This window comes from Caulobacter sp. NIBR1757, assembly GCF_027912495.1.
GTDB lineage: Bacteria > Pseudomonadota > Alphaproteobacteria > Caulobacterales > Caulobacteraceae > Caulobacter.
Genome location: NZ_CP115463.1, coordinates 3906945 through 3931519, shown reverse-complemented (window position 1 = coordinate 3931519; position 24575 = coordinate 3906945). Strand labels below are relative to the sequence as shown.

The following is a 24575-nucleotide window of genomic DNA, read 5'->3' as shown; positions in this document are numbered from 1 at the left end:
GATAGTCGCCGCACTTTTAGGTCGGCCGCCAGGGAACACAACGTCCTGCTAGCGGCCACTCCGCCGATTGGCTATGCGATGATCATGTTTAGGACCAGCGCGATGTTGCGGGGCGCCATCGCTTCCATGGCCATCCAGGGTCTCAATGTCGGGCTAGCGTTCGCCGGCTCAGTCGTGCTGGCCCACGTCTTGGCCCCGGCCCGGCTGGGCGTCTACGCCTTCGTTCTGTCCTTCGCCACCGTGCTCACCGTCCCGGCCATGTTCGGCGCGCCGACCCTGGCGTTGCGAGAGGTCGCGGCCGCCAAGGCGCGGGGGGACTATGGGCTGATGAGGGGGCTGCTTACGCGGCTGCATCAGTTTGTTGCCGTGTCCAGCGTGGTGATCGCGGCCGTCGCCGCCATCGCCGCGCTCCTCACCCCCTGGGGCCGCAGCGACCCCGCGACCGTTCTCTGGGGCGTCGCCCTGATTCCGCTCATTCCGCTGTCCGCCCTGCGGGGCGGCGTGCTCAGGGGGTGGGGGGCGGTGGCGCAGGGGCAATGGCCGGATCTGGTGCTAAAGCCGGCGGTGTTCCTGGCGGGGCTTGGGGTCGTGTTCCTGGTCGGGCGCAAGCTGGGGCCGGACGAAGCCATGGCGATGACGGCGCTGTCCAGCCTGGCGGCCCTGGCGGTCGGCTGGTGGCTGTACCAGCGGCTGAAGCCGGCGCAGCTGGCGCTGGCGGCGCCCATCTATCACAGCCGCGTCTGGCTGGCGGCGCTGGTTCCCATGGGGGTTACCGGCGGAGCGCTGTTGATCAACGGCCAGATCGGGGTGCTGCTGGCCGGGCTGGACGGGGCCGAGACGGTCGGGCTGTACCGGCCGGCCATCCAGACTTCGCTGATCGCCAGCCTGGGCTACACCGCCGTGATCGCCGCCCTGGCGCCGCGCTTCGCCGCCGCGCACGCCAAGGCGAACCGCGAGGGGTTGGGTCGGACGGCGGCGGTCGGCGCTCTGCTGGCCACGGTGACCTGCCTGCCGTTCGTGGCGCTGTTCGGCCTGGCCGGCGGGCCGCTGATGGGGCTGGTGTTCGGGGAAGCCTATGCCGCCGCCGGGCCGGCGCTGGCCGTCATGACCCTGGCCCAGCTGTGCAATGCGGTGTTCGGCGCCGCAGCCTCGGCCCTGATCATGAGCGGGCACGAGCGACGGGCGGCGGCGGCCTTTGTGGCGGCGCTGCTGGTGCATACCGGGCTCGGGGTGGTGCTGATCCCCCGCTACGGGGTCGATGGCGCGGCCTGGGCCTATCTCGGACAGATGGTGGTGATGAACCTGATCCTGTGGAGCCAGGCGCGGACGCTGTTAGGCATCGATACCGGCGTCTGGTCGGCGTGGCGGTTGCTGCGCCGCTAACTGTTCCCTTTTGCGGCCCGTCCGGTCGGCGAACCGGTATCCACTTCGCCTGACGGGCCTTATGCTCGCCCTCATGGAGCCGGGGGCCGATCTGATTGCGTTCGTCGCGCGCGTGTTCGCCTGTTCGCCGGCGACGGCGGAGGCGGTCGCGCGGCGGGCCGCCAACCGCGTCTATGCGGCGCGGGCCGTGGTGCTGCGCCAGGGCGACCCTTGCAGCGACACCTGGCTGGTCATGGCCGGCCGGGCCCAGGCGCTGGTCTGTGGCGTCGACGGCCAGCTGGCCCTGGTCCAGGAGTATGAGGACGGCGACCTGTTTGGAGCCATCACGGCGCTGGACAGCGGGCCCCAGGCGGCCGACGTGGTGGCGGTCGAGACTCTGCGCGCCGCCCTGTTCCTGAGCGGCGACTTCCTGGAGCTGATAGAGGCGCACAGCGCCGTCGGCCTTGCCGTGTCGCGACTGCTGCTCCGCCAGCTGCGCAGCGCCACCGGCCGGATGGTCGAGCGGATGACCCTGACCGCCGCCGGGCGCACGCGGGCCGAGCTGTTGCGCATGGCCGTCGATGAGGGCGGCCGGCGGGTGATCCGCCCTGTGCCGGTCTGGTCCAGCTTGGCGGTGCGTATCCAGACGACCCGCGAGACGGTGTCGCGCGAGATCAGCAAGATGGAGCGCCGTGGCCAGATCCGCCGCGAAGGCGGAGCCATCGTCCTCGTCTCGCCCCGCGCCATCGAGGCGGACGTCATCTAGAGGTTCAGGCTGTAGACCCCCCGGTCGATGTCGTCGCCCGGCTGCTCGGCGCCCATGGGGGGCAGTTCGCCGACCGGCTCGCAGGGGACCGCCTCGCCATCGGGACCGGCGGCCAGCAGGCTGGCGAACACGGCATCGACCAGCGCCGCCCCGGGCGGCACGGAGGCCAGCAGCCGCGCGGCGATCTCCGTCGGCCGGCCCATCAGCAGGCCCGAGACCTCCCGTCCGATGCCCGCCGCCCCGGCGATGCGGCCGGCGCCCAGCAGCGGCGACGCCAGGCGGGCGGCGGCGACCGCCTGTTCACAGGTCTCGAAACTCAGCAACAGCGCCTGGCCGGTCCACACCGGCGCGGCCGGCGCGAGGGCGGCGAGCAGCGCGGGCGCGACGGTCTCGGCCTCGCCGTCCAGAGGCGCGAGGGCCAGCACCGCCACGATCCGCGCGCCCTGCGGCGTCTCCAGCCTGGCCGCCGCCGGCACGGACCCGACGCGCGGCGCCGGGAGACTGAGGCCTCGCCGCCCGGCCGCCGTCCAGGTCTCACGGGCCCATGAGGTGAAGGCCGCGTCGGTGTCGGGGATGGTCAGCTGCACCGCCTCGCTGGCCAGCAGCCGGGCCTGCATCGCCGCTCGCCCCATGGCGGCCCGCGCCGCCAGCTTCAGGCTCAGGGGGTCTGGCCGGCCGGTCAGTCCGCCGATGACGGCGACGGTGTCGGCCTCCCTCAGCACGGCGTCGAACCGATCGGCCCAGGCGTCGCCCAGACCTTCCACACTGGCCGCCCGGAACGCCGTCCGCCCGGCTGGCAGCACCAGATGCAGTTCCGCGCCCCGCGCCAGCAGCGCCTCGGCGATGACGATGTCGGCCCCCGCCGCCAGGGCGCCGAAGCCGAAACCGATGTTTTCCGCCTCGAGGACCTCCGCCACCCGCGTGGCCAGGCCGGCATCGTCCGGATCGACCCCCAGATGGCCGGCGAAATGCAGCGCCCGCGGCGGCCGAAAGGGCTCCAGCCAGTCGGCCGGTTCTCCCTGCGCCTCGAGGATCAGGGCGAACTGGCGCAGGGTCGAGGCATGATCCTCCCAGGCGCGCGGGGCCAGCGCCACCGCCCCCTGCAGGGTCAGCCAGGCCTCATGCGTGCGGCCCAGCAACAGCTCGGCCTCGGCCCGTGTGGCCTCGCGCCAGTAGGGGGTGTCGGGCTCGGCGTCCCCCTGGTCCAGCCGCGCCAGCACCTTCTCGGCCAGCGCCGCCGCCCGCGCCGGCTCCCCGGCCAGCAGCGACAGGCTGGCGGCGTTGATCAACGGATAGGTCGCCCAGTTCATCGCCCCGGCGGCGCCATAGGCCTCCGCCGAGCGGGCATAGAAGGCCCGCCGCGCCTCCCCGCTCGCCCGCCGGCCCTGGTCCTTGAGCAGCCGGCCCTTGAGCGACAAGACGGCTGCGTCGTCGGTGACCGCGTCCAGGCCGGCGTCCTGGAACAGCCGCAGGGCGTGGTCCAGGGCGCCGGCGCGGGCGTGGGCGATGATGGGGAGGAGGGAGGGGGGCACTGGAATCCTTCTACGGGAAGCTTGCGCCGCCGTTGTCAGGAATACTGGGGTCGAAGATCATTGGAATGTACTGGCCCGGGGCCCACTCGAACTCGATGTGGAAGTTGAGCTTCTGAACATCCGTACGCCGCCGGCCAACCTTGAAGTACAACACCTTGCAACCGCCGTCTGTGATCATCGGCTCGCTGGCTGGATTGCTAAAGGTTGTTGCGGTCTTGCGCCACACAAGACCAAAGTTGTCGGTGCCGTGGAACTCCTGCGTGGTCACGCCCGGTGATCCCTTGGCGAACCGCCACTTGAGCTTTCGATCGAGCTCTAGAATGATGAAGCACTGATTCATGATGGGAATGTCGTAGGGCGTTGGCACAATGCCGTGCCCGGCGATGGCGTCATAGTCGACACCCGCGCCAATCGTACTCTTGATGAAAGCCTGCACCTGCTTCTCTGGTGTGACGGTGCTGCGCTTGAACGGCTGGCCGTAGCCGTTGTGCCCTTGGGGCGGCTTGGTCTTTGTCGCCGCGTGGAAGTCGTAGTACAGAACACCGGTCGGACCCAAGGGGCCGCTGTATGACCCCCTGGGCCTGACCGTAATGACCCGGTGAATGAACTCAAAGGGCTTGAACGGCTTCGGATCCTCAAGCTCAGTCGGATGAGTTTCAAAGGTTGGATGCAACCTAAGGTCCATCGAACTGATGAGATCGGTCGGTTTGGGGAAACTGCTCATTGTTGACCCTTTCTGTGGGACGGTGATTCCAGCATCCGGATTGCCTTGTCAGAGAACGCCGCCTGGTCCCGCCATCGCGCGTTCGCCGGGTCCAAGGCTGAGAGTTCGCGAAACACTGTCCGGGCGATTTGAAGATTCTGACGAGCGACTGCGAAATCGCCGCTGCGATAGGCGATCAGCGCCAGCCCGCGATGGCAGACACCCCAGTTGTCCCGCAGTTCCGCGTTGAGGGGGTCGGCAGCCAGCAAGGTCTTGAGGATTTCGGCCTGAGCCAAGCGGCTGGCGCGGGCGGCGGCGAAGTCCTTGCGGCTCGTGTGGACATCAGCCAGCCAGGCCCAGCGGGTCGACATATCTAGCGCGAGCGCTCGGTCCAAAGGTCTGAGAGCCTGAGCTTTTCGCATCCCACCGAGGGCCCGTTGGCAGGCCGCCAGCGCCTGGTCCAGATCGTGTTCCTGTTCATTGGCGAGCGTGCAAAGGTTGCCGTCAGCGTAGGCCAGCTCGCGGAGGCCGCGCACCGAACCGGGCTCGACGCGGCGCAGGCGGTCGGCAAGCATGCGATAGGATTCGAAGTCGCGCCGGGCCGCTGCGGTCTCCTTGCGCTTGTAGTGGACAAAGCCGCGCCAATAGGCGCTCTGCGCATGAGCGAACAAGCGATCGGGATTGTCCGGAGTCTTGGCCAGCAACCTGCCAGTCACTCGCCAAGCCTCGTCGAACTGGGCGCTGGCGGCGGCCAATTGGTTCTGAGCGGTGTCGTCCTCGCCAATGGCCAGGAGCAAACGGGCACGTTGCTCAAGTGCCTCGTCCGGCAATTGATCAAGGTCCTGTGCGTGGAAATAGTCCAATGCCCGCCGATTGACTGATGACATCACCGGCAGGCGGCCGACGCCCTTCAGCTCCTGCCTCAGATCGGTCAGCATGAACTCCACCAGCTTCTCGGCTTCCGCCCTCTGACGCTCCGCCTCCGCCCGTGCTTCCAGAGCGAACGCCGTCATCGTCCCCATAGCTAGCATCCCGGCTACAGCGGCTCCCGTGACCGCCATCACGCCTCGCAGCCTCCGCTGGGCGTCGCGCTGCACTAGCTGATCCACGCCAACTCCAGCGATCCCGGCGACCAACTTCAGGAGCGCCAGCCGTTCGCCGTCCGCACTCTTGCGGAAATCCGCCGCCAGTGGCTCAACGCTGCCGTCGGCCAACGTTGGCGGAAACGCCTCCGCCGGCTCCCCACGGATCAACGCCGCCAGGATCGGACGATCCGGATGCAGTTCCCGGTACAGCTCGATCTCCCGCCCGACCCATGGCGAGGCCGCCGCATCCGGCGAGCAGACCACGATCAAGCATTCGGACACCGCCAGCGCCGCTCGCACCTGGGCGCTCAGGTCATGCGCCGCCGGCAGTTCCTCGCGGTCCTTGAAGATCGGTGTCAACCGCCGCCCGGCGCCCAGCCGCTTGGGCAGGACATAGCCTTCGAGCCGCCGGTGCAGGCGCGCCGCGAACACCGCGTCGCGGTGGCTGTAGCTGATGAAGGCGCGGTACTGCGCGCCGCTCACTCCCGATCCATCCGCCATCCAAGCGTCCCCCGACCGCTGTTCGGTCAAGCTGACAGACGTATGCAGGGTTAACAACTCCGAATGGCGTCACGGGCGTCACGGCGTGGCGGTCCGTCGGCAGGCATAGATGGTCTACGACGCCAGCAACGAGGTCGCGGCGTTGGGCTTGCCGATCTACCTCACCACCAATGGTGATGGACAGTTTGTCGGCGGAATCCGCTTCGACTGGCGGAGCGACACCGGCGTGGCCAAGGCCGGCTTGGAGGGGACACGTTGATCCAACGTGCCCCCGCTTCATATGGCGCCGCCTCAGTCGTCGAACGACGCCACAAAGTCCGCCCACTCCATCTCCCGCCCCGCATAGGGATCGAGCGGATTGAACCCCTCCGCATACTCCGGCTCCCGCCGCCGCCAGCTCTCCACCGGCGCCGTCAGCCGGTCGATCGAGCGCCCGATCAGCGACAGGCAGTCCACCTCGTCGTCATACCGCCCCAGCGGAAACGCCACGCATTCGTCGATGAAGCAGTCGCCATCGCCGTCGTCGCGCACGAAGATCCGACCTTCCCGCACCAGGCTCTGCGCCGACCGCGCCCTTGTCGCCTTGTCCTGCCCCGAGCTCAGCCACTCCAGCGGACAGCTCACCGACCGGGCCCGCATCTTGGCCCGCAGCATCGGCTCTACCGCCCGCTGGATCACCCCCGCCTCGCCGAACCAGCGGCGGATGCCGCCCCGCCGCCTGAAATCGGCGATCAGGTCGCACTGGCGTTCGATCCACTGGTCGGCGCTGGTCTGGCCGCCCCAGCTTGCCACCCGCCAAAGGTTGAACGCCGCATCGACGCCCCAGACCGTCAGCCGCGTGAAGTCGCCGCCGCCCTCGGTCACCGCATAGTCGCTGCTCCCATAATACCGCAGCGTCTTCGGCAGCTCATGCTCCTGGAAGCGCCTGAACCAGCCCCGCTCGAAATAGCTCCCCTCCACCGGCCGCGGCCGCTGCTGGTACAGGGCGTTCCAGGTGCGCGGGTTGAGCTTGAACTGGCTCCAGTGATCCTCGCGCCAGTACTCCGGCCACAGATAGTCCCCGACCGACCGCCCCAATGGATCGTCCTCGCGCTCGGCCTGGGCGGGAATTGACACCACCTCCCAGACCTCGCCGTCGCGGCACAGCACCGGCCCCGACCGCCCGTCATAGTCAGTCGGCAACAGGCTCCCGGCCAGGTCGTCCTCATGCCAGCGGGTCTGGATCAGCACGATGCGGCCGCCGGCCTTCAACCGTGTGCGGACGGTGTCGTCGAACTCCTCGCGCGTGCGCCGCCGGATCAGCTCGCTGTCGGCCTCGGCCCGGCCCTTGACCGGGTCGTCGATGACGATCAGGTCGGCCCGGTTGCCGGTGATCCCGGCCAGCATCCCGGCCCCCATCCACTCGGACCCGTTATCCAGACCCCAGTCGAGAACGCTGGCCTGGCTGCGTTCCGGCGCCACCCCGAACAGCCGCTGGAACACCGGCTGGCGCGTCACGCTCCGCGCCTTGCGCCCGCGCCGCCCGGCCAGGGCCGTGGCATAGGTCACCGTCAGCACGCTGCGGTTCTTCGCCCGGGCCAGGAACCAGGGCGTGAACACATCCACCGCATAGGTCGACTTGGCCGACCCCGGCGGCATGAACCCCATCAATCGCCGGATCTCGCCCCGCTCGACGGCCTCCAGCTTGTCCAGCCACAGCCGGTGATGCGCCGCCAGCGGCAGGCTCCGCCCGGGTCCGGCCCCGGGAATGTCGATCAGCCGGCAGAAGGCCTCCAGCCCGCCGCTGGCGCCCTTGGCCGCCCTCAGCTCCCGCCGGGTCGGCGGCTTGTCGGGCGGCGGCGGGCGGTGCTTCTTGCGCGTCCCCAGCGCCTCCGCTCCGGCCTTCAGGGTCTCGACGTCGGCGGCCAGGCCCCGGGCCACGAACAATGGCCACCGGTCTTCGGGAATGCCGAGCGTGCGCCAGCTGCTGACCGTCGTCCGGGGTATTCCCAGGGACAGGCCCAGCCGGGTGGGGCCACCCGCGGCGCGGATGATCTCGAGATGCGAGGAGATGCCTCCGGGCGTGGCCGGGGCGGCGGGTCTTATCGAAGCGGGCATGCTGTTATTGTATAAAACATACAGGCAAATGACAAGCCCGAATGGGAACGTGTTGAGAATCAACCTGTCCCCTCAGAACCCGTGAAACACCGCGAACCCGTCCACCGGCTCCCGCTCGGCCACCAGTGAATTCACCGCCGCCGTCTCGTCCGGCCACCCCAGCGACAATCCGCAGACGACGTGCTGATCATCCGGCACGCCCAGCACCCGCTTGGTCACCGTCCAGTAGTTGTTCCAGGCCCCTTGCGCACAGGTCCCCAGGCCCCGGGCGGCGGCGGCCAGCATCAGGGTCTGGATGAACATGCCGATGTCCAGGAAGCTCATGGCGTCCAGGTCGCTGTCGATGGTGAAGATCAGCCCGACCGGCGCGTCGAAGAACTGGTAGTTGCGCCCCCACTGGCGCCAGTTGGCCGCCTGGTCCCCCCGGGGGATCTCCAGCAGGCCGTACATCGCCTTGCCGAGCGTGCGCATGCGGCCAAGGTAGGGATCGCGCCGCGCCCCGGTCCGGCGGGGAAACTCCGCGCCGCTGTCCTCGGGATCGGTCTCTCGGTGGGCCAGCACCTCGCGCTCCAGCCGGCTGCGCGCCTCGCCGGCCACGACATGCACCTTCCAGGGCTGGATGTTGGTGCCTGACGGGGCGAGCCTGGCCGCCTCCAGCAGTTCGCGGACCAGCGCCTCGGGCACCGGATCGGGCCGAAAGGCGCGGATGGAGCGGCGGGCGCGCAGGGCGTCGTCTAGCAGCAAGGGGGTCGCTCCGGTGGATTCGCCGCGACCAGCTTTAGTTGGGTAATTGGGGACACGCACCATTTTCCGCCCACGGCCCGATGGGCGGCGGGCGCAGCGGCTCGGGAAAATGGTGCGTGTCCCCAATTACATCCCGATTACGCCGCTTCACAGAAGACCGAGTTCATGTTCTTCTTATGTTCCGACGTGGAGCAATCGCCATGCCTCGTAACGCGCGCATCGTGGCGCCGGGTCTGCCGCACCATGTCACCCAGCGCGGCAATCGCCGTCAGCAGACCTTCTTCAGCGATCACGACTACGCCGCCTATCGGGATTTGCTGTCCGACCGTTGCAAGGCTCACGGCGTTCAGGTTCTTGCCTGGTGTCTGATGCCCAACCACGTCCACCTGGCCCTGGTCCCGTCGACGGAAACCAGCCTCAGAACCGCTCTGGGCGAGACTCATGCCGCCTACACCCGGCGGATCAATCGTCGGGAAGGCTGGCGCGGATTTCTCTGGCAGGGGCGGTTCTCGTCGGTGGTCATGGACGAGCGTCATCTCCTTGCCGCCGCGCGCTACATCGAACTCAATCCCGTGCGAGCCCGTCTGGTCGACGCCCCGCGCGACTGGCGCTGGTCCAGCGCCCGGGCCCATCTTACGGCAAGGCCGGACGGATTGGTCGATATTGATCCCCTGCTCGAACGCCTGCCGGACTGGGCCGAATTTCTGGCCGGGGACATGCCGGACGGCGAGCTTGACGCCATCCGCGCCGCCGAGCGTACGGGCCGGCCTCTTGGCGCCGACGCCTTCATCGCCAGACTGGAAGCCGAGCTCGGCGTCTCCCTGACCGCCCGCCCCAGAGGCCGACCGCCCCGTTAATCGGCGTTAATTGGGGACACGCACCATTTTCCGTCTACGCCGGTGCGGAGGCGAGCGCAGTAGTTCTGGAAAATGGTGCGTGTCCCCAATTAACTAGGTCTTTGCCTGCGGCTTCGCCTTCGCCTGCTCCTCGCGCAGCCCGCCGGCCGAGGCCTCGACGAAGCTGACCTTGACGCCGGCCTTGACCTTGCCGGCCAGTTCCTGGGCGTCCCAGTTGGTCAGGCGGATGCAGCCGTGGCTGAACTTCTTGCCGATCTCCCTCGGCTCGCCGGAGCCGTGGATGCCGAAGGTTTCCTTGCTCAGCCCGATCCAGACGCTGCCGACCGGATTGTTCGGACCGCCGGGCAGGGTCAGCTTTCCCTTCACGCCGGGCTGGCTGTAGGTCAGCCGCTTCGGGTCGAAGGTGTAGGTAGGGTTCTGCGCCACGCCGGTGACTTTCAGCAGACCCTCGGGGGCCGGCCGCTCGTCGCTGCCGATGGTCGAGGGATAGAAGGCCAAGAGCTTGCCGTCGGCGCCATAGGCCCGTAGCGCCTTGTCGGCCTTGTCGACCTCGATCAGCGCCACATCGGCCGGCAGGGCGTCGTCGCCGACCTGGGCGACGACGATCTTCGTCCCGGCCCGGGTGAAGTCGGCGCCGGGGTTCAGCTGGTCCAGCAGCTCCTCGGTCATGTGGAACTTCTCGGCCAGCGCCTCCTTGGCGCTTTCGAAGCCCATGGCCGGCAGTTTGGCCTGCTCGGTCATCTTGTCGCCGAGGGTGACGAAGGGGCCCTTCACGTCCGCTTCGGTCATCAGATAGTCGGCCAGCACCGGCCGGGCGTCGGCGGCGGTCAATTTGGCGAACACCTGTTCATCCATCTCGCCGTCCACCGGCAGGGCGTTCGCCTCCTCATAGGCCGCCACCGCCTGGCGCAGGTTTTCGCCGGCCGTGCCGTCGATGACGCCGGGCGAGAAGCGGGCCCGGTCGAGCAGGATCTGCGCCCGCAGCACGGCCGGCGCCCGCGCCTCGTCCGTCGGCGGAACGGCGAACGGAGCCTGGTTGACCGCGCCCGGCGACAGGCCGCCGGCCAGGGCCGGTGACGGCGTCGGCGAGCCTTCCTGAGGCGGGATGGCCGGGCCTTCCGCCTGGGGTTGCGAAGCGGGGCCGCACGCGGCCAGAAGGAGCGTGACGGTCGTCACGGCGAACAGGGGTCGAGCAATCATACCCCTGTAAGCCATGAGGGGTTCCACCGGTTCCGGTTCGAGAGTCAAAGCCTGCGGCCCAGCCGTGAACGCCGCCCGTTCGGGTCGGCGGCGCGTCCCCTCCGTTCGACGACATACCGCAAATGGGGATGGCCTGACGCCCGCCCCTCGTCGGACGCTGTTCTTCAGAGTCCGGGGGGACCTTCGCCCACCGTTCGATCGCGTAACCCACCCGGCCCGGCGCCCCGCGCCCGGCCGCCTGTCCAGCTGTAAGGAAACCGCACCATGGCCGACATCACTGGCTCCTCGACCGGCGAAACCATCCCCGGCACCCCCGCCGACGACAACATCCAGGCGCTGGAAGGCAATGACACCGTCAACGCCGGCGAGGGAAATGACTACGTCAATGGCGGCGAGGGCGACGATACGCTGAACGGCGAAGGGGGCGATGACCGGCTCGAAGGCGGGGCCGGGGCCGATACGCTGAACGGCGGCGCCCAGACCTACACCGACCAGGCCGCCTACTACGGCGCCACCGCCGGCGTGACGGTCGATCTGAACATCCAGGGCGTGGCGCAGAACACCGTCGGCGCCGGCATGGACACCCTGATTGGCATCGAGGGACTGGCCGGCTCGGGCTTCAACGACATCCTGACCGGCGACGGGGCCGACAACTACATCTTCGGCGGCGCCGGCAATGACCTGCTGGCCGGCGGCGGCGGCAACGACAATCTCGAGGGCGGCGACGGCGACGACGCCATGGATGGCGGGGCCGGGACCGGCGACGGCGTCAGCTATTACAACGCCACCGGCGGGGTGACGGTGAACCTGGGCCTGCAGGGCCAGGCCCAGAACACCGGCCAGGGCCTCGACACCCTCACCAACGTCGAGAACATCTACGGCTCGCACAATCACGGCGATACCCTGACCGGCGACGGCCAGAACAACTACGTCGACGGCGACGGCGGCGACGACCTCATCGCCGGCGGGGCCGGAGCGGACTACCTGCGCGGCGCCGACGGGAACGATACCCTGCAGGGCGGGAGCGAGAACGATACGCTCAGCGGCGGCCTCGGCAATGACGTCATGGACGGCGGCGACGGCCTGGACCGCGCCGATTTCTTCAATGCCGCCAACGCCGTGACCGTCGATCTGCGCATCACCACCGGCCAGAACACCGGCGAGGGCGTGGACACCCTCACCAACATCGAACAGGTCACCGGCTCGCAGTTCGCCGACACCCTGACCGGCGACGGCGGCCAGAACTTCATCGACGGCCAGGCCGGCGATGACGTGATCAGCACCCTGGCCGGCAGCGACAACGTCAACGCCGGGGCCGGCAACGACACCGTCTCGGGCGGGGACGACAACGACTTCATCCTGGGCGGCCTCGGCAACGATACGCTCGATGGCGGCGCCGGCACGGGCGACATGGCCCAGTACTACGACTCGACGGCCGGCGTGACCGTCAGCCTGCTGCTGCAGGGCCAGGCCCAGAACACCGGCGCCGCGGGCATCGATTTCCTGACCGGCTTCGAGCAGCTCGGCGGGTCGGCGTACGGCGACGCCCTGACCGGTGACGCGGGCAACAACTACCTGGACGGCGGGCTCGGCGACGACGTGCTGAACGGCGGCGACGGCAACGATACCCTGGTCGGCAACGACGGGACCGATACCCTGAACGGCGGCGCCGGCTTCGACAACGCCAGCTACAACAACGCGACCGGCGGCGTCACCGTCAGCCTCTCGCTGCAGGGCCAGGCCCAGAACACCGGCGCGGCGGGCGCGGATACGCTGAACGGCATCGAGAACCTCACGGGCTCGGGCTTCGCCGACAGCCTGACCGGCGACGGCGCCAGCAACAACCTCAACGGCGGCAACGGGGACGATACGCTCAACGGCCTGGGCGCCAACGATACCCTGCTGGGCGGGGCCGGAAACGATACGCTGAACGGCGGCGACGCCAATGATAACCTCCAGGGCAGCAGCGGCGCCGATACGCTCAACGGCGGGGCCGGCTTCGACACCGCCGGCTACGGCGAATTCACCACAAGCGTCACGGTCGACCTGCGGATCCAGGGCACGGCCCAGAACACCGGCGCCGGCGGCATGGACACGCTCAACAGCATCGAGAACGTCAACGGCGGCTCGGGCAATGACACCCTGATCGGTGACGACACCGGCAACTTCAACTTCGGCGGCGCCGGCGCCGACACGATGATCGGCAACGGCGGCGACGACCAGCTGACCGGCGGCCTCGGCGATGACGTCATGGACGGCGGGGCCGGCGGCGACGTGGTCACCTACGGCGACGCCACGATCGGCGTCACCGTCAGCCTGGCCCTGCAGGGCTCGGCCCAGAACACCGGCTGGGGCAATGATGTCCTGACCGGCTTCGAATACCTCTCCGGCTCGGCCCAGGCCGATACGCTCAGCGGCGACGCCGGCGAGAACGCCATCTACGGCCAGGCCGGCAACGATACGCTGGCCGGCGGCGGCGCCGACGACTACCTGATCGGCGGCCTCGGCAACGACGTGATGAGCGGCCAGGACGGCAACGACAACCTGATCGGCGGCCTCGGCGACGATACCTTCAACGGCGGCGCCGGCTTCGATACGGCGACCATCGAGGCGGACTCCGCCAACCCGGTCAACGGCGCGACCGTCGACCTGGCCATCACCGGCGCCCAGAACACCGGCTACGGCCTGGATACCTTCGTCGGCATCGAGCACCTCTACGGCACCTTCGGCAACGATACCTTCAGCGGCGATGCCGGCGCCAACGCCTTCGGAAGCAACGGCGGCAACGATACCTTTGATGGCCGGGGCGGCGACGATCTGATGGTGGTCGGGGCCGGCAGCCACAGCCTGATCGGCGGTGAGGGCAGCGACTCGGTGCTGTTCGACGACGCCGAGGTCGGCGTCACGGCGTCCCTGGCGCTGGGCGATACGGCCCAGCAGACCGGCATCGGCGAGATGGTCTTCGACGAGATCGAGAACCTCGCCGGCGGCGAGTTCAATGACATCCTGACCGGCGACGCCGCCGCCAACATTCTGGCGGGCGCCGTGGGCGATGACACGCTGCAAGGCGGCGATGGCGCCGACAAGCTGTACGGCGATGGAACCATCGGCGTTGACCGGGGCGACTTCGAGGCCTCGGGCCAGATCGTCGTGTCCCGGGACGTCCGGGCCGAGTTCGGCCTGGAGGAGTTCATCGGCAATGACACGCTCGACGGCGGCGCCGGCAATGACGAGCTGGTCGGCGGCGGCGGCGACGACGCCCTGACCGGCGGGGCCGACGACGACAGCCTCGACGGCGGCGAGGGCAGCGACACCGCCTTCTTCAGCGGCCTGCGCTCGGCCTACACCCTGACCCAGGTCAACGCGACGACCTGGACGGTCAGCGGTCCCGACGGCGTGGACACCCTCAAGGACATGGAGTTCGCGCGCTTCTCCGACCAGACGGTCAGCCTCACCGGCGCGGCGCCGATCGTCGGCACCGAGGCCGGCGAGTACCTGGAAGGCACGCAAGGCGACGACGTCATCCAGGGCCTGGGCGGCGACGACTATGTCGACGGCTATGCCGGCAATGACGACATCGACGGCGGCGACGGCAACGACCAGCTGTTCGGCTGGGACGGCGACGACCACCTGCAGGCCGGGGCCGGCGCCGACTTCATGGGCGGCAACCTGGGCAATGATCATCTGGAGGCCGGCTCGGGCGACGACTATCTGCGCGGCAACGAGGGCGACGACATCCTCGACGGCGGCGAGGGCAACGACCGCGCCGCCTTCGGCCCGCAATCCTTCGACGTCCAGGCCGGCGCCACGGTCGACCTGCGCCTGCAGGGCGTGGCCCAGGACACCGGCCACGGCATGGACATCCTGATCGGCATCGAGAACCTCTCGGGCACCTATCTCGACGACGTCCTCACCGGCGACGACAACAGCAACTGGCTGTGGGGCGGCTCCAACGGCACGGGGGCGACCGGCAACGACGTCATCGACGGCCAGGGCGGCGACGACCTGATCCAGGTCGGGACCGGCAACCACGACCTGCAGGGCGGCGCCGGCGTCGACACCGTCAGCTTCGACGGCAACGGCACCGACATCACCAGCGTCGGCGTCACCGTCGATCTGACCCTGCAGGGCGGCTCGCAGGACACCGAACAGGGCCTCACCGTCCTCGACGGCTTCGAGAACGTCAGCGGCTCGGCCTTCGACGATGTCCTCACCGGCGACGGGGCGGCCAACACCCTGGCCGGCGCGGCGGGCGACGACAGCCTGTCGGGCGGCGGCGGGGCGGACGTCCTGCTCGGCGACGGCGAAGTCGCCCTCGACAGCCCCTACGGCTACTCCGGCCCCATCGTCACGGTCAACGACACGGCCGAGGCCTACGCCAATCCCGCCCTCAGCGGCGCCGACATCCTCGACGGCGGCGATGGCGACGACGTCCTGATCGGCGGCGGCGGCGACGACATCCTGATCGGCGGCATCGGCGCCGACAACCTGCAGGGCGGCGCGGGCTTCGACATCATCAGCTACGCCGAAAACGCGGCGGAGGTGAGCGTCAACCTGGGCCAGGGCAGCGTCAATGACGGTACGGGCATCGACAGCTTCTCCGGCGTGGAGGGGGTGATCGGCTCGGCCTTCAATGACTTCCTGCAAGGCAACGGCGCCGCCAACAGCCTCGACGGCGGCGACGGCCATGACGTCCTGCGCGGCCAGGGCGGCGACGACGTGCTGCAGGGCGGGCTCGGCGACGACCAGGTCCGCGGTAACGCCGGCAACGACGCGGTGCACGGCGGCGAGGGCAACGACTACGTCCAGGGCGGCGACGGCGACGACCTCATCGACGGCGGCGAGGGCTTCGACCGGGCGGCCTTCTTCGACACCACCGTCAGCCTGCACGTCGACCTGCGGCTGCAGGGCGCGGCCCAGGACACCGGCCAGGGCATGGACACCCTGATCGGTATCGAACACCTGTCGGGCGGCCAGTTCGCCGACACCCTGATCGGTGACGACAATGCCAACTGGATCGCCGGCTCCGGCGGCGACGACAGCCTCGAGGGCCAGGGCGGCGACGACTATCTCAGCGTCATCCACGGCGCCAACAGCGTCGATGGCGGCGACGGCGTCGACACCTTCGCCTACACCGACCTCGAAACCGGCGGCGTCACCGTCTCCCTGCTGCTGCAGGGCGCGGCCCAGGATACCGGCCAGGGCATGATGACCCTGACCGGCATCGAGAACCTCAACGGCTGGTACTATGACGACGTCCTGACCGGCGACGCCGGCGCCAACCTGCTGGCCGGCGACGGCGGCGACGACATCCTTGAAGGCGGCGAGGGCGCCGACCTCCTGCTGGGCGACGGCTCGGTCGGCCCGGACACCGCCCCGGCCAACCTGTCGGGCCCCCTGACCGTCTTCGACGACGTCACCGTCGCGGCCCAGGTTCCCGGCGGCGCCGACACCCTGAACGGCGGGGCCGGCGACGACGTCCTGCGCGGCGGCCGGGGCGACGACCTCATCGATGGCGGCGCCGACAGCGACACGGCGATCTTCGCCGGCCTACGGGGCGCCTACACCGTCACCCGGCTGGACGCCGCCACCTGGACCGTCAGCGGTCCGGATGGAACCGACACCGTCAGCAATGTTGAATTCCTGCAGTTCGACGACCAGACGCTGGAACTGACCAGCGCCATCGAAGGCGGCCCGGATGACGACTACCTCGAAGGCACGGCGGGCGACGACGTCATCCGCGGCGCCGGCGGCGACGACTACCTCGATGGCTATGAGGGCGCTGACGAGCTCGACGGCGGCGACGGCAACGACCAGGCCTACGGCTGGGACGGCGACGATCACCTGATCGGCGGGGCCGGGGCCGACGCGCTTGGCGGCAACTATGGCAACGATCACATCGAGGCCGGCTCGGGGGACGACTTCCTGCGCGGCGGCGAGGGCAACGACATCATCGACGGCGGCGACGGCGTCGATCGCGCCGCCTTCTCGCCCCAGTCCTTCGATCCCCAGGTCGGCGCGACCGTCGACCTGCGCCTGCAGGGCGTGGCCCAGAACACCGGCCATGGCATGGACACCCTGCTGAACATCGAGAACCTCTCGGGCACCGCCTTCAGCGACGTGCTGACCGGCGATGACAACGCCAACTGGATCTGGGGCGGCTCGAACGGCACGGGGGTGACCGGCAACGATGTCATCGACGGCCAGGGCGGCGACGACCTGATCCAGGTGGGCAACGGCGCCCACACCCTGAACGGCGGCGACGGCGTCGACACCGTCAGCTTCGACGGCAACGGCACCGACATCACCAACGCCGGCGTCACCGTCGACCTGACCCTGCAGGGCGGCGTCCAGAATACCGAACAGGGCGTCACCACCCTGAACGGCTTCGAGAACGTCTCCGGCTCCACCTTCGCCGACGCCATCACCGGCGACGGCGCGGCCAACACCCTGGCCGGCTCGGCGGGCGACGATACGCTCGGCGGCGGCGGCGGGGCCGACCTGCTGCTCGGCGACGGCGAGATCGCTCTGGACAGCCCGTTCGGCTATTCGGGTCCCATCGTCACCGTCAACGACATGGCCCGCGCCTACGGCAACGAGGCCCTGATCGGCGCCGACACGCTGGACGGCGGCGACGGCAATGACACCCTGATCGGCGGCCGCGGCAATGACAGCCTCGACGGCGGCGCCGATACCGACACGGCCGTCTTCTTCGGGGCCCGCTCGGCCTACAGCTTCGCCTTCGGGGCCGGCGGCGTGGTCACCGTCACCGGTCCGGACGGGGTCGATACGGTCAGCAATGTCGAGCTCTTCCAGTTCGACGACGGGACGGTCAGCCTGGCCAGCCTGGCGCCGCTCACCCTGGCGGCCGACGCCCTGGCGGTCACCCGCACCCTGGCCTCCGACCTCAAGGCCGAGGTGCTGCTGGCCAACGACGGCCTGGCCGGCGGCTACAGCGTGGTCGGCGTGCGCAACGTCGTCAACGCCATCGTCACCCTGACGGACGGCCGCCTGCAGATCGTCGCCACCGGCCCGAACGCCAGCTTCGAGTACGTCGCCGATGGTCCGGATGGCCTGAAGGCCGGGGCGGTCAACGTCTCGACCCTCGCCACCAGCAACGTCGTCGATACCGTCACCGGCGGGGCGGCCAACGCGGCTGACCTGCAGGGCCAGAACGGCAATGACAGCCTGACCGGCACGGCGGGCCAGGACCGCCTGGTCGGCGGCCTCGGCAACGACCTCCTCGATGGCGGCGCCGGTGTGGATGAACTGATCGGCGGGGCCGGCAACGACACCTACCGCGTCACCGACGGCGACCTGATCACCGAACTGGCGGGCGAGGGGACCGACACCGTCGAGGTTTCCAGCGGCAGCTACACCCTGGGCGCCGAGCTGGAGAAGCTGGTGCTGCTGGCCGCCGCCGGGGCGGTGGGCGCCACCGGCAACGCGCTGGACAACACCCTGGTCGGCAACGCCTCCAGCAACGTCCTGGACGGCGGCCTCGGGGCCGACATCCTGCAGGGCGGGGCCGGCGACGATACCTATGTCGTCGACAATGTCGGGGACACCATCTCCGACGTCGGCGGCGGCATCGACACCGTCCAGACCACGCTCAACAGCTACACCCTCGGCTCGACGACGCTGGAGAACCTGACCTTCACCGGCGCCGGGAATTTCACCGGCACAGGCACAACCCTGGCCAACGTGATCACCGGCGGTACGGGCAATGACCGGCTCGACGGCCTGGGCGGCACGGACACCACCATCGGCGGGTTCGGCGACGATACCTACGTGGTCGGCTCGGCCGGCGACATCATCGTCGAACTGGACGGTCAGGGGACCGACACCGTCGAGGCCAGCGCCAGCTACGTCCTGGCGGCCGGCGTCTCGGTCGAGACCATGATCGCCATCGGCGCGGCGGCGGTCAGCCTGACCGGCAACGAGCTGGACAACAGCCTGATCGGCAACGGCGCGGCCAACGTCCTCAACGGCGGTCTTGGCGCCGACGCCATGGCCGGCGGTCTCGGCGCGGACACCTATATCGTCGACAACGTCGGCGACACGGTGACCGAACTGGCCGGCGGCGGCATCGATACGGTGCAGTCGAGCATCGACTTCACCCTCGGGGCCGAGGTCGAGCGCCTGACCCTGACCGGCGCAGCCATCTCGGCCACCGGCAACGACCTGGCCAACGTCCTGATCGGCAACGCCCAGGACAACATCCTCGATGGCGGCCTTGGGGCCGACATCATGCAGGGCGGAACCGGCAACGATACCTACTATGTCGACAACGCCGGCGACGTGATCACCGAGAGCGGCGTCGGGAACGACACCGTCATCGCCAGCCTGGCCAGCTACACCCTGGGATCGGCGCTGGAGAACCTGACCTACAGCGGGACGGGAAGCTTCACCGGCACGGGAAATGCGGCGGCCAACGTCATCACCGGCGGCGCCGGCGACGACAGCCTCAGCGGCCTGGGCGGCAACGACATCCTCGACGGCGGCGAAGGGGCCGACGCCATGGACGGCGGGGCTGGCAACGATACCTACCATGTCGACAACGCCGGCGACACGATCACCGACAGCAGCGGCGTCGACACGGTCCTGACCACCCGCAGCTTCACCCTTTCGGCGACGCTGGAGAACGCCACCTACATCGGCGACAGCAACGTCGCCCTGACCGGCAACAGCCTGGCCAATGTGCTCAACGGCGGCGCCGGCGACGACTTCCTCAAGGGCATGGTGGGCAACGACACGCTGAACGGCGGCGCCGGGGTCGATGACCTGCAGGGCGGCGACGGCGACGACATCCTCGATGGCGGGACGGGGGCTGACACCCTGTTCGGCGGGGCCGGCAACGATACCTTCATCGTCGACGATGTCGGCGACGTGGTCGACGAGAACGCCGGCAAGGGCACGGACCGGGTGCGCACGGCCCTGGCTAGCTACAGCCTGACGGCCAATGTCGAGAACCTGGAGTACACCGGCTCCGGCTCCTTCACCGGCGCGGGCAACGAGCTGAACAACGTCATCACCGGCGGCGCCCAGGGAGATACCCTGTCGGGCGGCATCGGCAATGACACGCTGAACGGCGGGGCTGGCGTCGATACCCTCGACGGCGGCGACGGCAACGACGTCCTCGACGGCGGGGCGGGCGCCGACACCCTGACCGGCGGGGTCGGCAACGACACCTACCTCGTCGACGACGCCGGCGACGTCATCGTCGAACTGGCGGCGGGCGGCACGGACACCATCCGCGTCACCGCCTCCAGCTACGTGATGGCCGCCGAGACGGAGATCATGCAGTTCGTCGGGACCGGCGCCTTCACCGGCACGGGCAACGCCAGCATCAACACCATCGTCGGCGGCGCGGGGAACGACACCCTCGACGGCGCCGCCGGGGCCGACACCCTCCGCGGCGGCCTGGGGAGCGACACGCTCTTCGGCGGGGCTGACAACGACAAGCTCTACGGCGAGGACGGTAACGACACCTTGGTCGGCGGCGACGGCAACGACAACCTCTACGGCGGCGCGGGGATCGACTCCCTCTCCGGCGGGGCGGGCCGCGACGTCTTCGTCATCCAGACGGTGACCGACAGCGGGGTTGGGGCGGGCAACCGCGACATCATCACCGACTGGGACGCGGCCGACGTCGTCGACCTGCGGGCGCTGGACGCGGTCGCCGGCGGCGCGGACGACTCCTTCCTCTACATCGGCACGGGCGCCTTCAGCGCCGGTGGCGTCGGCGAGGTGCGCTGGGAGGTCAGCGGCGGAAACACCATCGTCCAGGGCGACCTGAACGGCGACGGCGTTGTCGATTTCGAGGTCCAGATCGCCGGGGTCCAGAGCCTCAACACCCTCGACTTCCTGCTCTGATCCGGCGGGCGGCTCTCCGTCTCCCCGAACGGAGGGCCGGTGGCGCGGGCGGGTCCTATATGGGCTCGCCCGTCCACTCCCAGTGCCAGGGCTCGTAGGGGTAGTTGACGAAGCCGAAGCGGCCGGCGTTGCGAACCATCCAGCGATAGGCCGGGGTGCGCGACTGGGCCAGGCGGTTGAACTGCGCCGTGGAGGCCGGATCGCCGCCCGGCGCCATGCCGACATGGATGTCCAGCGCCAGGCCCGTGCGGTGGGCCGAGCACAGGGTGCGGCGCACCCCGTCGCAATTGCCGTCGGTCAGGCAGCGGGCGGCGTCGGCCTCCGGATCGCGATAGGCCGAGAAAATCTTCAGGGCGTTGGGCTGGCTGAACACCGAGGGCGCCTCGGCGCGGGCGGCGGCGATCATCTGGCGATAGGCGGCCAGGGCCCCGGGGCGCAGCTGCATGGGCCGGCCGTAGACCTCGTCCGGCCGGGCCCAGGCGAGGTTGGTGGTCGGCGGCGGGCAGTTCTCGGGATCGATCCTGGCGAACGTCCGGGCCCGATGCCAGCGCTGCCGCATGGCGTCGAACACGGCCGGGCTCATCACCCCGTCAGCCACCGGGCCGTGGCGCCGCTGCCAGGCCGCCAGCGCGGCGGCGAAGCCCGGCTGCTCAGGGCCGCAGGCGGTGGCGATCTCGTTGGCGATCAGCGGCGCGTAGAGCTCCCAGCCGATCTCCTCCGATCTGAAGGGCGACCAGATAAGGCCGCGCACCGTCTCCGTGTTGGCCCGGGCCGCGGCGGCGTAGCGGCTGTCCTGGCAGTCGCGGGTGAGCGGCGGCGGGGGCGGGCGGGCGACATAGGTCTCACCGACATAGGGCTCGCGCAGAGACGGGGGCTCGGCATCCGGCCGGCTGAGGAACCAGACCCCGGCCACGACGATCACCGCCAGCAGGGCCAGCGCCGCGGCCCAGCCGAGCAGCCGCAGCAGTCCCTGGATCACCCGGTCGAGAAAACGCAGGATGGCCCGCATGCCGCCTCCAGACCGGCCATCCGGTCACGGCTGGGTCAGCGCGTCAATCGCCGGAAGGTTCAGTCGGGGGGCCGGGCTGGTTTCGACGGCCATGCACACCCAAACTCCCGAAGGCTGCGCTTGGTCGGGCTCATGCTTGGTCTCCCACGTCGCTTTCACTCAGCAGGGCCTCGATTTCATCAAGAGAAATCACGCGCTCGTAGGGCACCCGGACGATCATGGCCGCCATGCGACCGTGGATTTCAGCAAACACCTGATCCTTGATGGCGTCATTGTCCACAACGACATCGCCAACGATTCCGTGGCGGGCAAAGGCACTTTCTACAATTCGGCCAACCTCACGCTCTCGCGCAAGGTCGTCGCTCACCACCCACATGCGCCCGAAGCGTCGGACGCCGTCCCCGGAATTGAAGTTCGGCGTTTCGAGCCAGGCAGTGTCAACGCCGAGCTCCTCTGCAATCTTGTCCGACCATATCTGCGGTTTGAGTGGGTTGGACGCGAGCGCCGTGCAGAAGCCGGCTGGCGCCCCTTCTTCGGCCAGGACAATCTGCCAACCAATGACATTGTAGAGGGTGAAATGAGCGAGCAGCCGGCCGCGGCTGTCGGTTGCCACCTGAATCAGGTTGAACAAGGGGCCAAACCGGGCTTCGAGCGCGTCGGAAAACGGTACCGGACGGCTATCAAGGGTGACCCCGCCGGAATCGCCGAGATCGCCGTTGGTTACAAAGTTTCGAGCCTCAGCAAATGCAGGCCCGCGCACAGCCTCGTTTCCAAGGTGCTTTGCTGCGAGGAGCAGGCACGACTTGGCCATGGCGCGCACCGAAAGTTCGCCGCCGAGAGATTGCCGACGGGGTTCGGTCGGCAACGGTTCAAAGCGTTCGACAACCTCCGTTGGTCCCGCTTTTACTTTTTCCCAGAGTTCAGCAACGGGCACGCGTAGTTGCGCCGCCGCGTGCTTCAGGCTGGCAACGAACTGTTCGGCCGATCCAGCGCGGATCGCGATGGTGACCACTCCATCCGCCTTGGTTAGCGTGAACGGCTTCTCGATGAGGCGCGGTCGACCGCCAGCACCATAGACAATTCTGCCGGCGATCGAGTCGTGCCGCACGGCGGGCGGCGGTTCGCCATTGCCGGAGGGCATGTGGCACATATTGCGGATGGGCCGAATCTCTTCGGCCAGCGCCTTATCGATGGTCGAGCCGAAGGTGCTGTTGCAGTCCGAGCAGTCGAGCACCTTGCTCATGCTCTTGCCGCCGAGCGCATCTTGCAGAATGTGCTCCGGCTTGGTTTCGCGGGTCAGCGGGGTACCGCAGAAGATGCAAAGGCGCGGGTTCATACGGCCCTTATAGCTCGCGCTTCCCTGGCCGGGGGGGCGTTTGGACGTCGGTTGCCCTCCGGGCCTGCGTATTGGCCCGCGAGAGCATTCCCTTTTGGACTCGCGTGGATTTTCAACCTTATAATAGTTTGTTTTTATTGAATAAATTGAAGATCTGTAAGAACCTAAACTCGGCGGCATCCGGAACGGAGCCGCGAGTCGGATCGGTCGCACGGCGCCTAACGCAATCCGAATTCAGTAACCAATGCTGGCCGCGCGGCCAGCAGTCTTTCAAGATGACTGTCTGCCCAAAGCTCGATGCGCAGACCTTGGCCCCCCGAATTGTATTTCTCGACCCATTGAACGGCATCGGTCGTAAATCGACCGCTGGTCGCAACAATCAAGACATCAACACGCGGATCGGACCAGAGGGCCATCTGTTCCTTGGCGGTGGTGATTTCAGGAAGGCTGACGCTCTTCGAGAGCCAATGCTTGCATTGAATAATGACCCGTTGGCGAATGGTGCCTGCTAGGCTGTCGGTCATCACGCGCGTGACCGAAAGGTCGCGACCCCGGTCGGGTGCCCGGGTCTGCATGAGCCACTCGGGGTTCTCGTAGCCTGTTTCATCCCCGATGAGCCCGAACAGCAGGCGTTCAAACCCTTCGTCGCTCAACTGCGACCACTTCAATTCGACCGTCACCGGACCGCGCGGCTTTGCCGCCACTAGATCAGAAAGGTCGGCCACCGCGACTGGCAACGGGTCATTCGCCCCGTACAGGCCCTTGCGGAGCGCGGTCTTGGCAGCAGGCCAATCCGTTTGTTCAATGTCTTTCAGGTCGCATACGAGCCCGAAACCCATATGCCGCCGGAAATCTCCCCAGCGCGGAGGCTTTTCGATGCTGCTCCCGAGCAGCACCTCAATTTGCTTGTGGTGGCTTCTTAGCGGCGACCAGTCCTCGTCGGAAAGTTTGAGGTTCTGCTCGGCATCACCCGCTCTCTTTCGCAACAGCCTCAAGTCGGCATCGATGTGGTCGATCAGCTCAACTAGAGAATCTCTGACCAATGCCCGGCGCTTTGAATTGAGCCGATGCCGGTACTCGCGGAGTTCGCGACCGGGCTCCGTTGCCCAATTCTCCACTGCCACGTGGGCGGAGATTTCATCGACTTCTTGAGCGTCCCACCGATTCTGGGCAAGATCGTTCAAGTCGGGCGGCCCGGCCTCTGGCTTCCATCCATCAATTTTGGGCAAGGCCTCAAGGACGGCGGCATAAGACCGGCAGCGGTCCTCGTATTCCACGTCACCGCCGAAGACTATACCGCCCGGCATCAGGCTTTCGATTTCGGACCAGAGTCGCTCAAGCTTGAGCAAATTGGCCTCTGCCGCCCCAAACAGTTCGAGGGCGGCCATGATAGGGCTGGGTGCATCTACATCGGTGGCCATGTCTTCAGCCACATAGGGAAGAGCTTGGCGAATTACATCCCCTGTTCTTGTGGACAGAGACAGGGTTTGGATCGTTAGAACGGGCC

Annotated in this window: 14 protein-coding genes; 5 read left to right on the top strand and 9 right to left on the bottom strand. The window is 68.5% G+C overall.

Annotated features, from left to right (window positions below):
• The first annotated feature begins 84 nt into the window (after positions 1–84).
• On the top strand, positions 85–1383 hold the full coding sequence (locus O5I81_RS18870) for a polysaccharide biosynthesis C-terminal domain-containing protein (RefSeq protein WP_271066408.1): 1299 nt from the start codon (positions 85–87) through the stop codon (positions 1381–1383).
• A gap of 61 nt (positions 1384–1444) precedes the next feature.
• On the top strand, positions 1445–2128 hold the full coding sequence (locus O5I81_RS18865) for a Crp/Fnr family transcriptional regulator (protein WP_271066407.1): 684 nt from the start codon (positions 1445–1447) through the stop codon (positions 2126–2128).
• Here O5I81_RS18865 and O5I81_RS18860 read toward each other — a convergent pair.
• Genes O5I81_RS18860 through O5I81_RS18850 form a run of 3 tightly spaced genes read right to left on the bottom strand, consistent with a single transcriptional unit; the run spans position 2125 to position 5931 of the window.
• Positions 2125–3660 carry a tetratricopeptide repeat-containing protein gene (locus O5I81_RS18860; RefSeq protein WP_271066406.1) on the bottom strand — a complete coding sequence of 512 codons (1536 nt, stop codon included), beginning with the start codon at positions 3658–3660 and terminating at the stop codon, positions 2125–2127. The two genes, O5I81_RS18865 and O5I81_RS18860, sit on opposite strands and share 4 nt — an antisense overlap.
• A gap of 10 nt (positions 3661–3670) precedes the next feature.
• A complete protein-coding gene (locus O5I81_RS18855; RefSeq protein ID WP_271066405.1) occupies positions 3671–4384 on the bottom strand; it encodes a nucleotide synthetase in 714 nt (237 codons plus the stop codon).
• The gene (locus O5I81_RS18850; RefSeq protein WP_271066404.1) at positions 4381–5931 is read right to left on the bottom strand and encodes a toll/interleukin-1 receptor domain-containing protein; all 1551 of its coding nucleotides are present in this window, start codon (positions 5929–5931) and stop codon (positions 4381–4383) included. Before O5I81_RS18850 ends, O5I81_RS18855 begins: the two co-directional genes overlap by 4 nt.
• Before the next feature lie 127 nt (positions 5932–6058).
• On the opposite strand from O5I81_RS18850, the gene O5I81_RS18845 reads away from it, so the two are divergent.
• Positions 6059–6208 (top strand): hypothetical protein, encoded by a 150-nt coding sequence (locus tag O5I81_RS18845; RefSeq protein WP_271066403.1) that lies wholly within the window; start codon positions 6059–6061, stop codon positions 6206–6208.
• A 32-nt stretch (positions 6209–6240) separates the two neighbouring features.
• On the opposite strand, the gene O5I81_RS18840 is transcribed toward O5I81_RS18845, so the two are convergent.
• Together O5I81_RS18840 and O5I81_RS18835 are read right to left on the bottom strand one after the other, a co-directional pair.
• A complete protein-coding gene (locus O5I81_RS18840; RefSeq protein WP_271066402.1) occupies positions 6241–8046 on the bottom strand; it encodes a hypothetical protein in 1806 nt (601 codons plus the stop codon).
• A 72-nt stretch (positions 8047–8118) separates the two neighbouring features.
• Positions 8119–8790 carry a nitroreductase gene (locus tag O5I81_RS18835; RefSeq protein WP_271066401.1) on the bottom strand — a complete coding sequence of 224 codons (672 nt, stop codon included), beginning with the start codon at positions 8788–8790 and terminating at the stop codon, positions 8119–8121.
• Between the two features lie 200 nt (positions 8791–8990).
• On the opposite strand from O5I81_RS18835, the gene O5I81_RS18830 reads away from it, so the two are divergent.
• Positions 8991–9647 (top strand): transposase, encoded by a 657-nt coding sequence (locus O5I81_RS18830; protein ID WP_271066400.1) that lies wholly within the window; start codon positions 8991–8993, stop codon positions 9645–9647.
• Between the two features lie 93 nt (positions 9648–9740).
• On the opposite strand, the gene O5I81_RS18825 is transcribed toward O5I81_RS18830, so the two are convergent.
• Positions 9741–10847: a L,D-transpeptidase gene (locus O5I81_RS18825; RefSeq protein WP_271066399.1), complete on the bottom strand. Its 1107-nt coding sequence runs from the start codon at positions 10845–10847 to the stop codon at positions 9741–9743.
• A 264-nt stretch (positions 10848–11111) separates the two neighbouring features.
• Here O5I81_RS18825 and O5I81_RS18820 point away from each other — a divergent pair, with 264 nt between their 5' ends.
• On the top strand, positions 11112–20723 hold the full coding sequence (locus tag O5I81_RS18820; RefSeq protein WP_271066398.1) for a hypothetical protein: 9612 nt from the start codon (positions 11112–11114) through the stop codon (positions 20721–20723).
• A 55-nt stretch (positions 20724–20778) separates the two neighbouring features.
• Here the strand turns inward: O5I81_RS18820 and O5I81_RS18815 are convergent, their stop codons facing one another.
• From O5I81_RS18815 to O5I81_RS18805, 3 genes are all read right to left on the bottom strand, one after another.
• On the bottom strand, positions 20779–21732 hold the full coding sequence (locus tag O5I81_RS18815; RefSeq protein ID WP_271066397.1) for a M15 family metallopeptidase: 954 nt from the start codon (positions 21730–21732) through the stop codon (positions 20779–20781).
• 130 nt (positions 21733–21862) lie between these two features.
• Positions 21863–23068, bottom strand: a complete 1206-nt coding sequence (locus O5I81_RS18810; protein ID WP_271066396.1) for an HNH endonuclease — start codon at positions 23066–23068, stop codon at positions 21863–21865.
• 218 nt (positions 23069–23286) lie between these two features.
• Positions 23287–24489, bottom strand: a complete 1203-nt coding sequence (locus O5I81_RS18805; protein ID WP_271066395.1) for a restriction endonuclease — start codon at positions 24487–24489, stop codon at positions 23287–23289.
• Between the last annotated feature and the right edge of the window lie 86 nt (positions 24490–24575).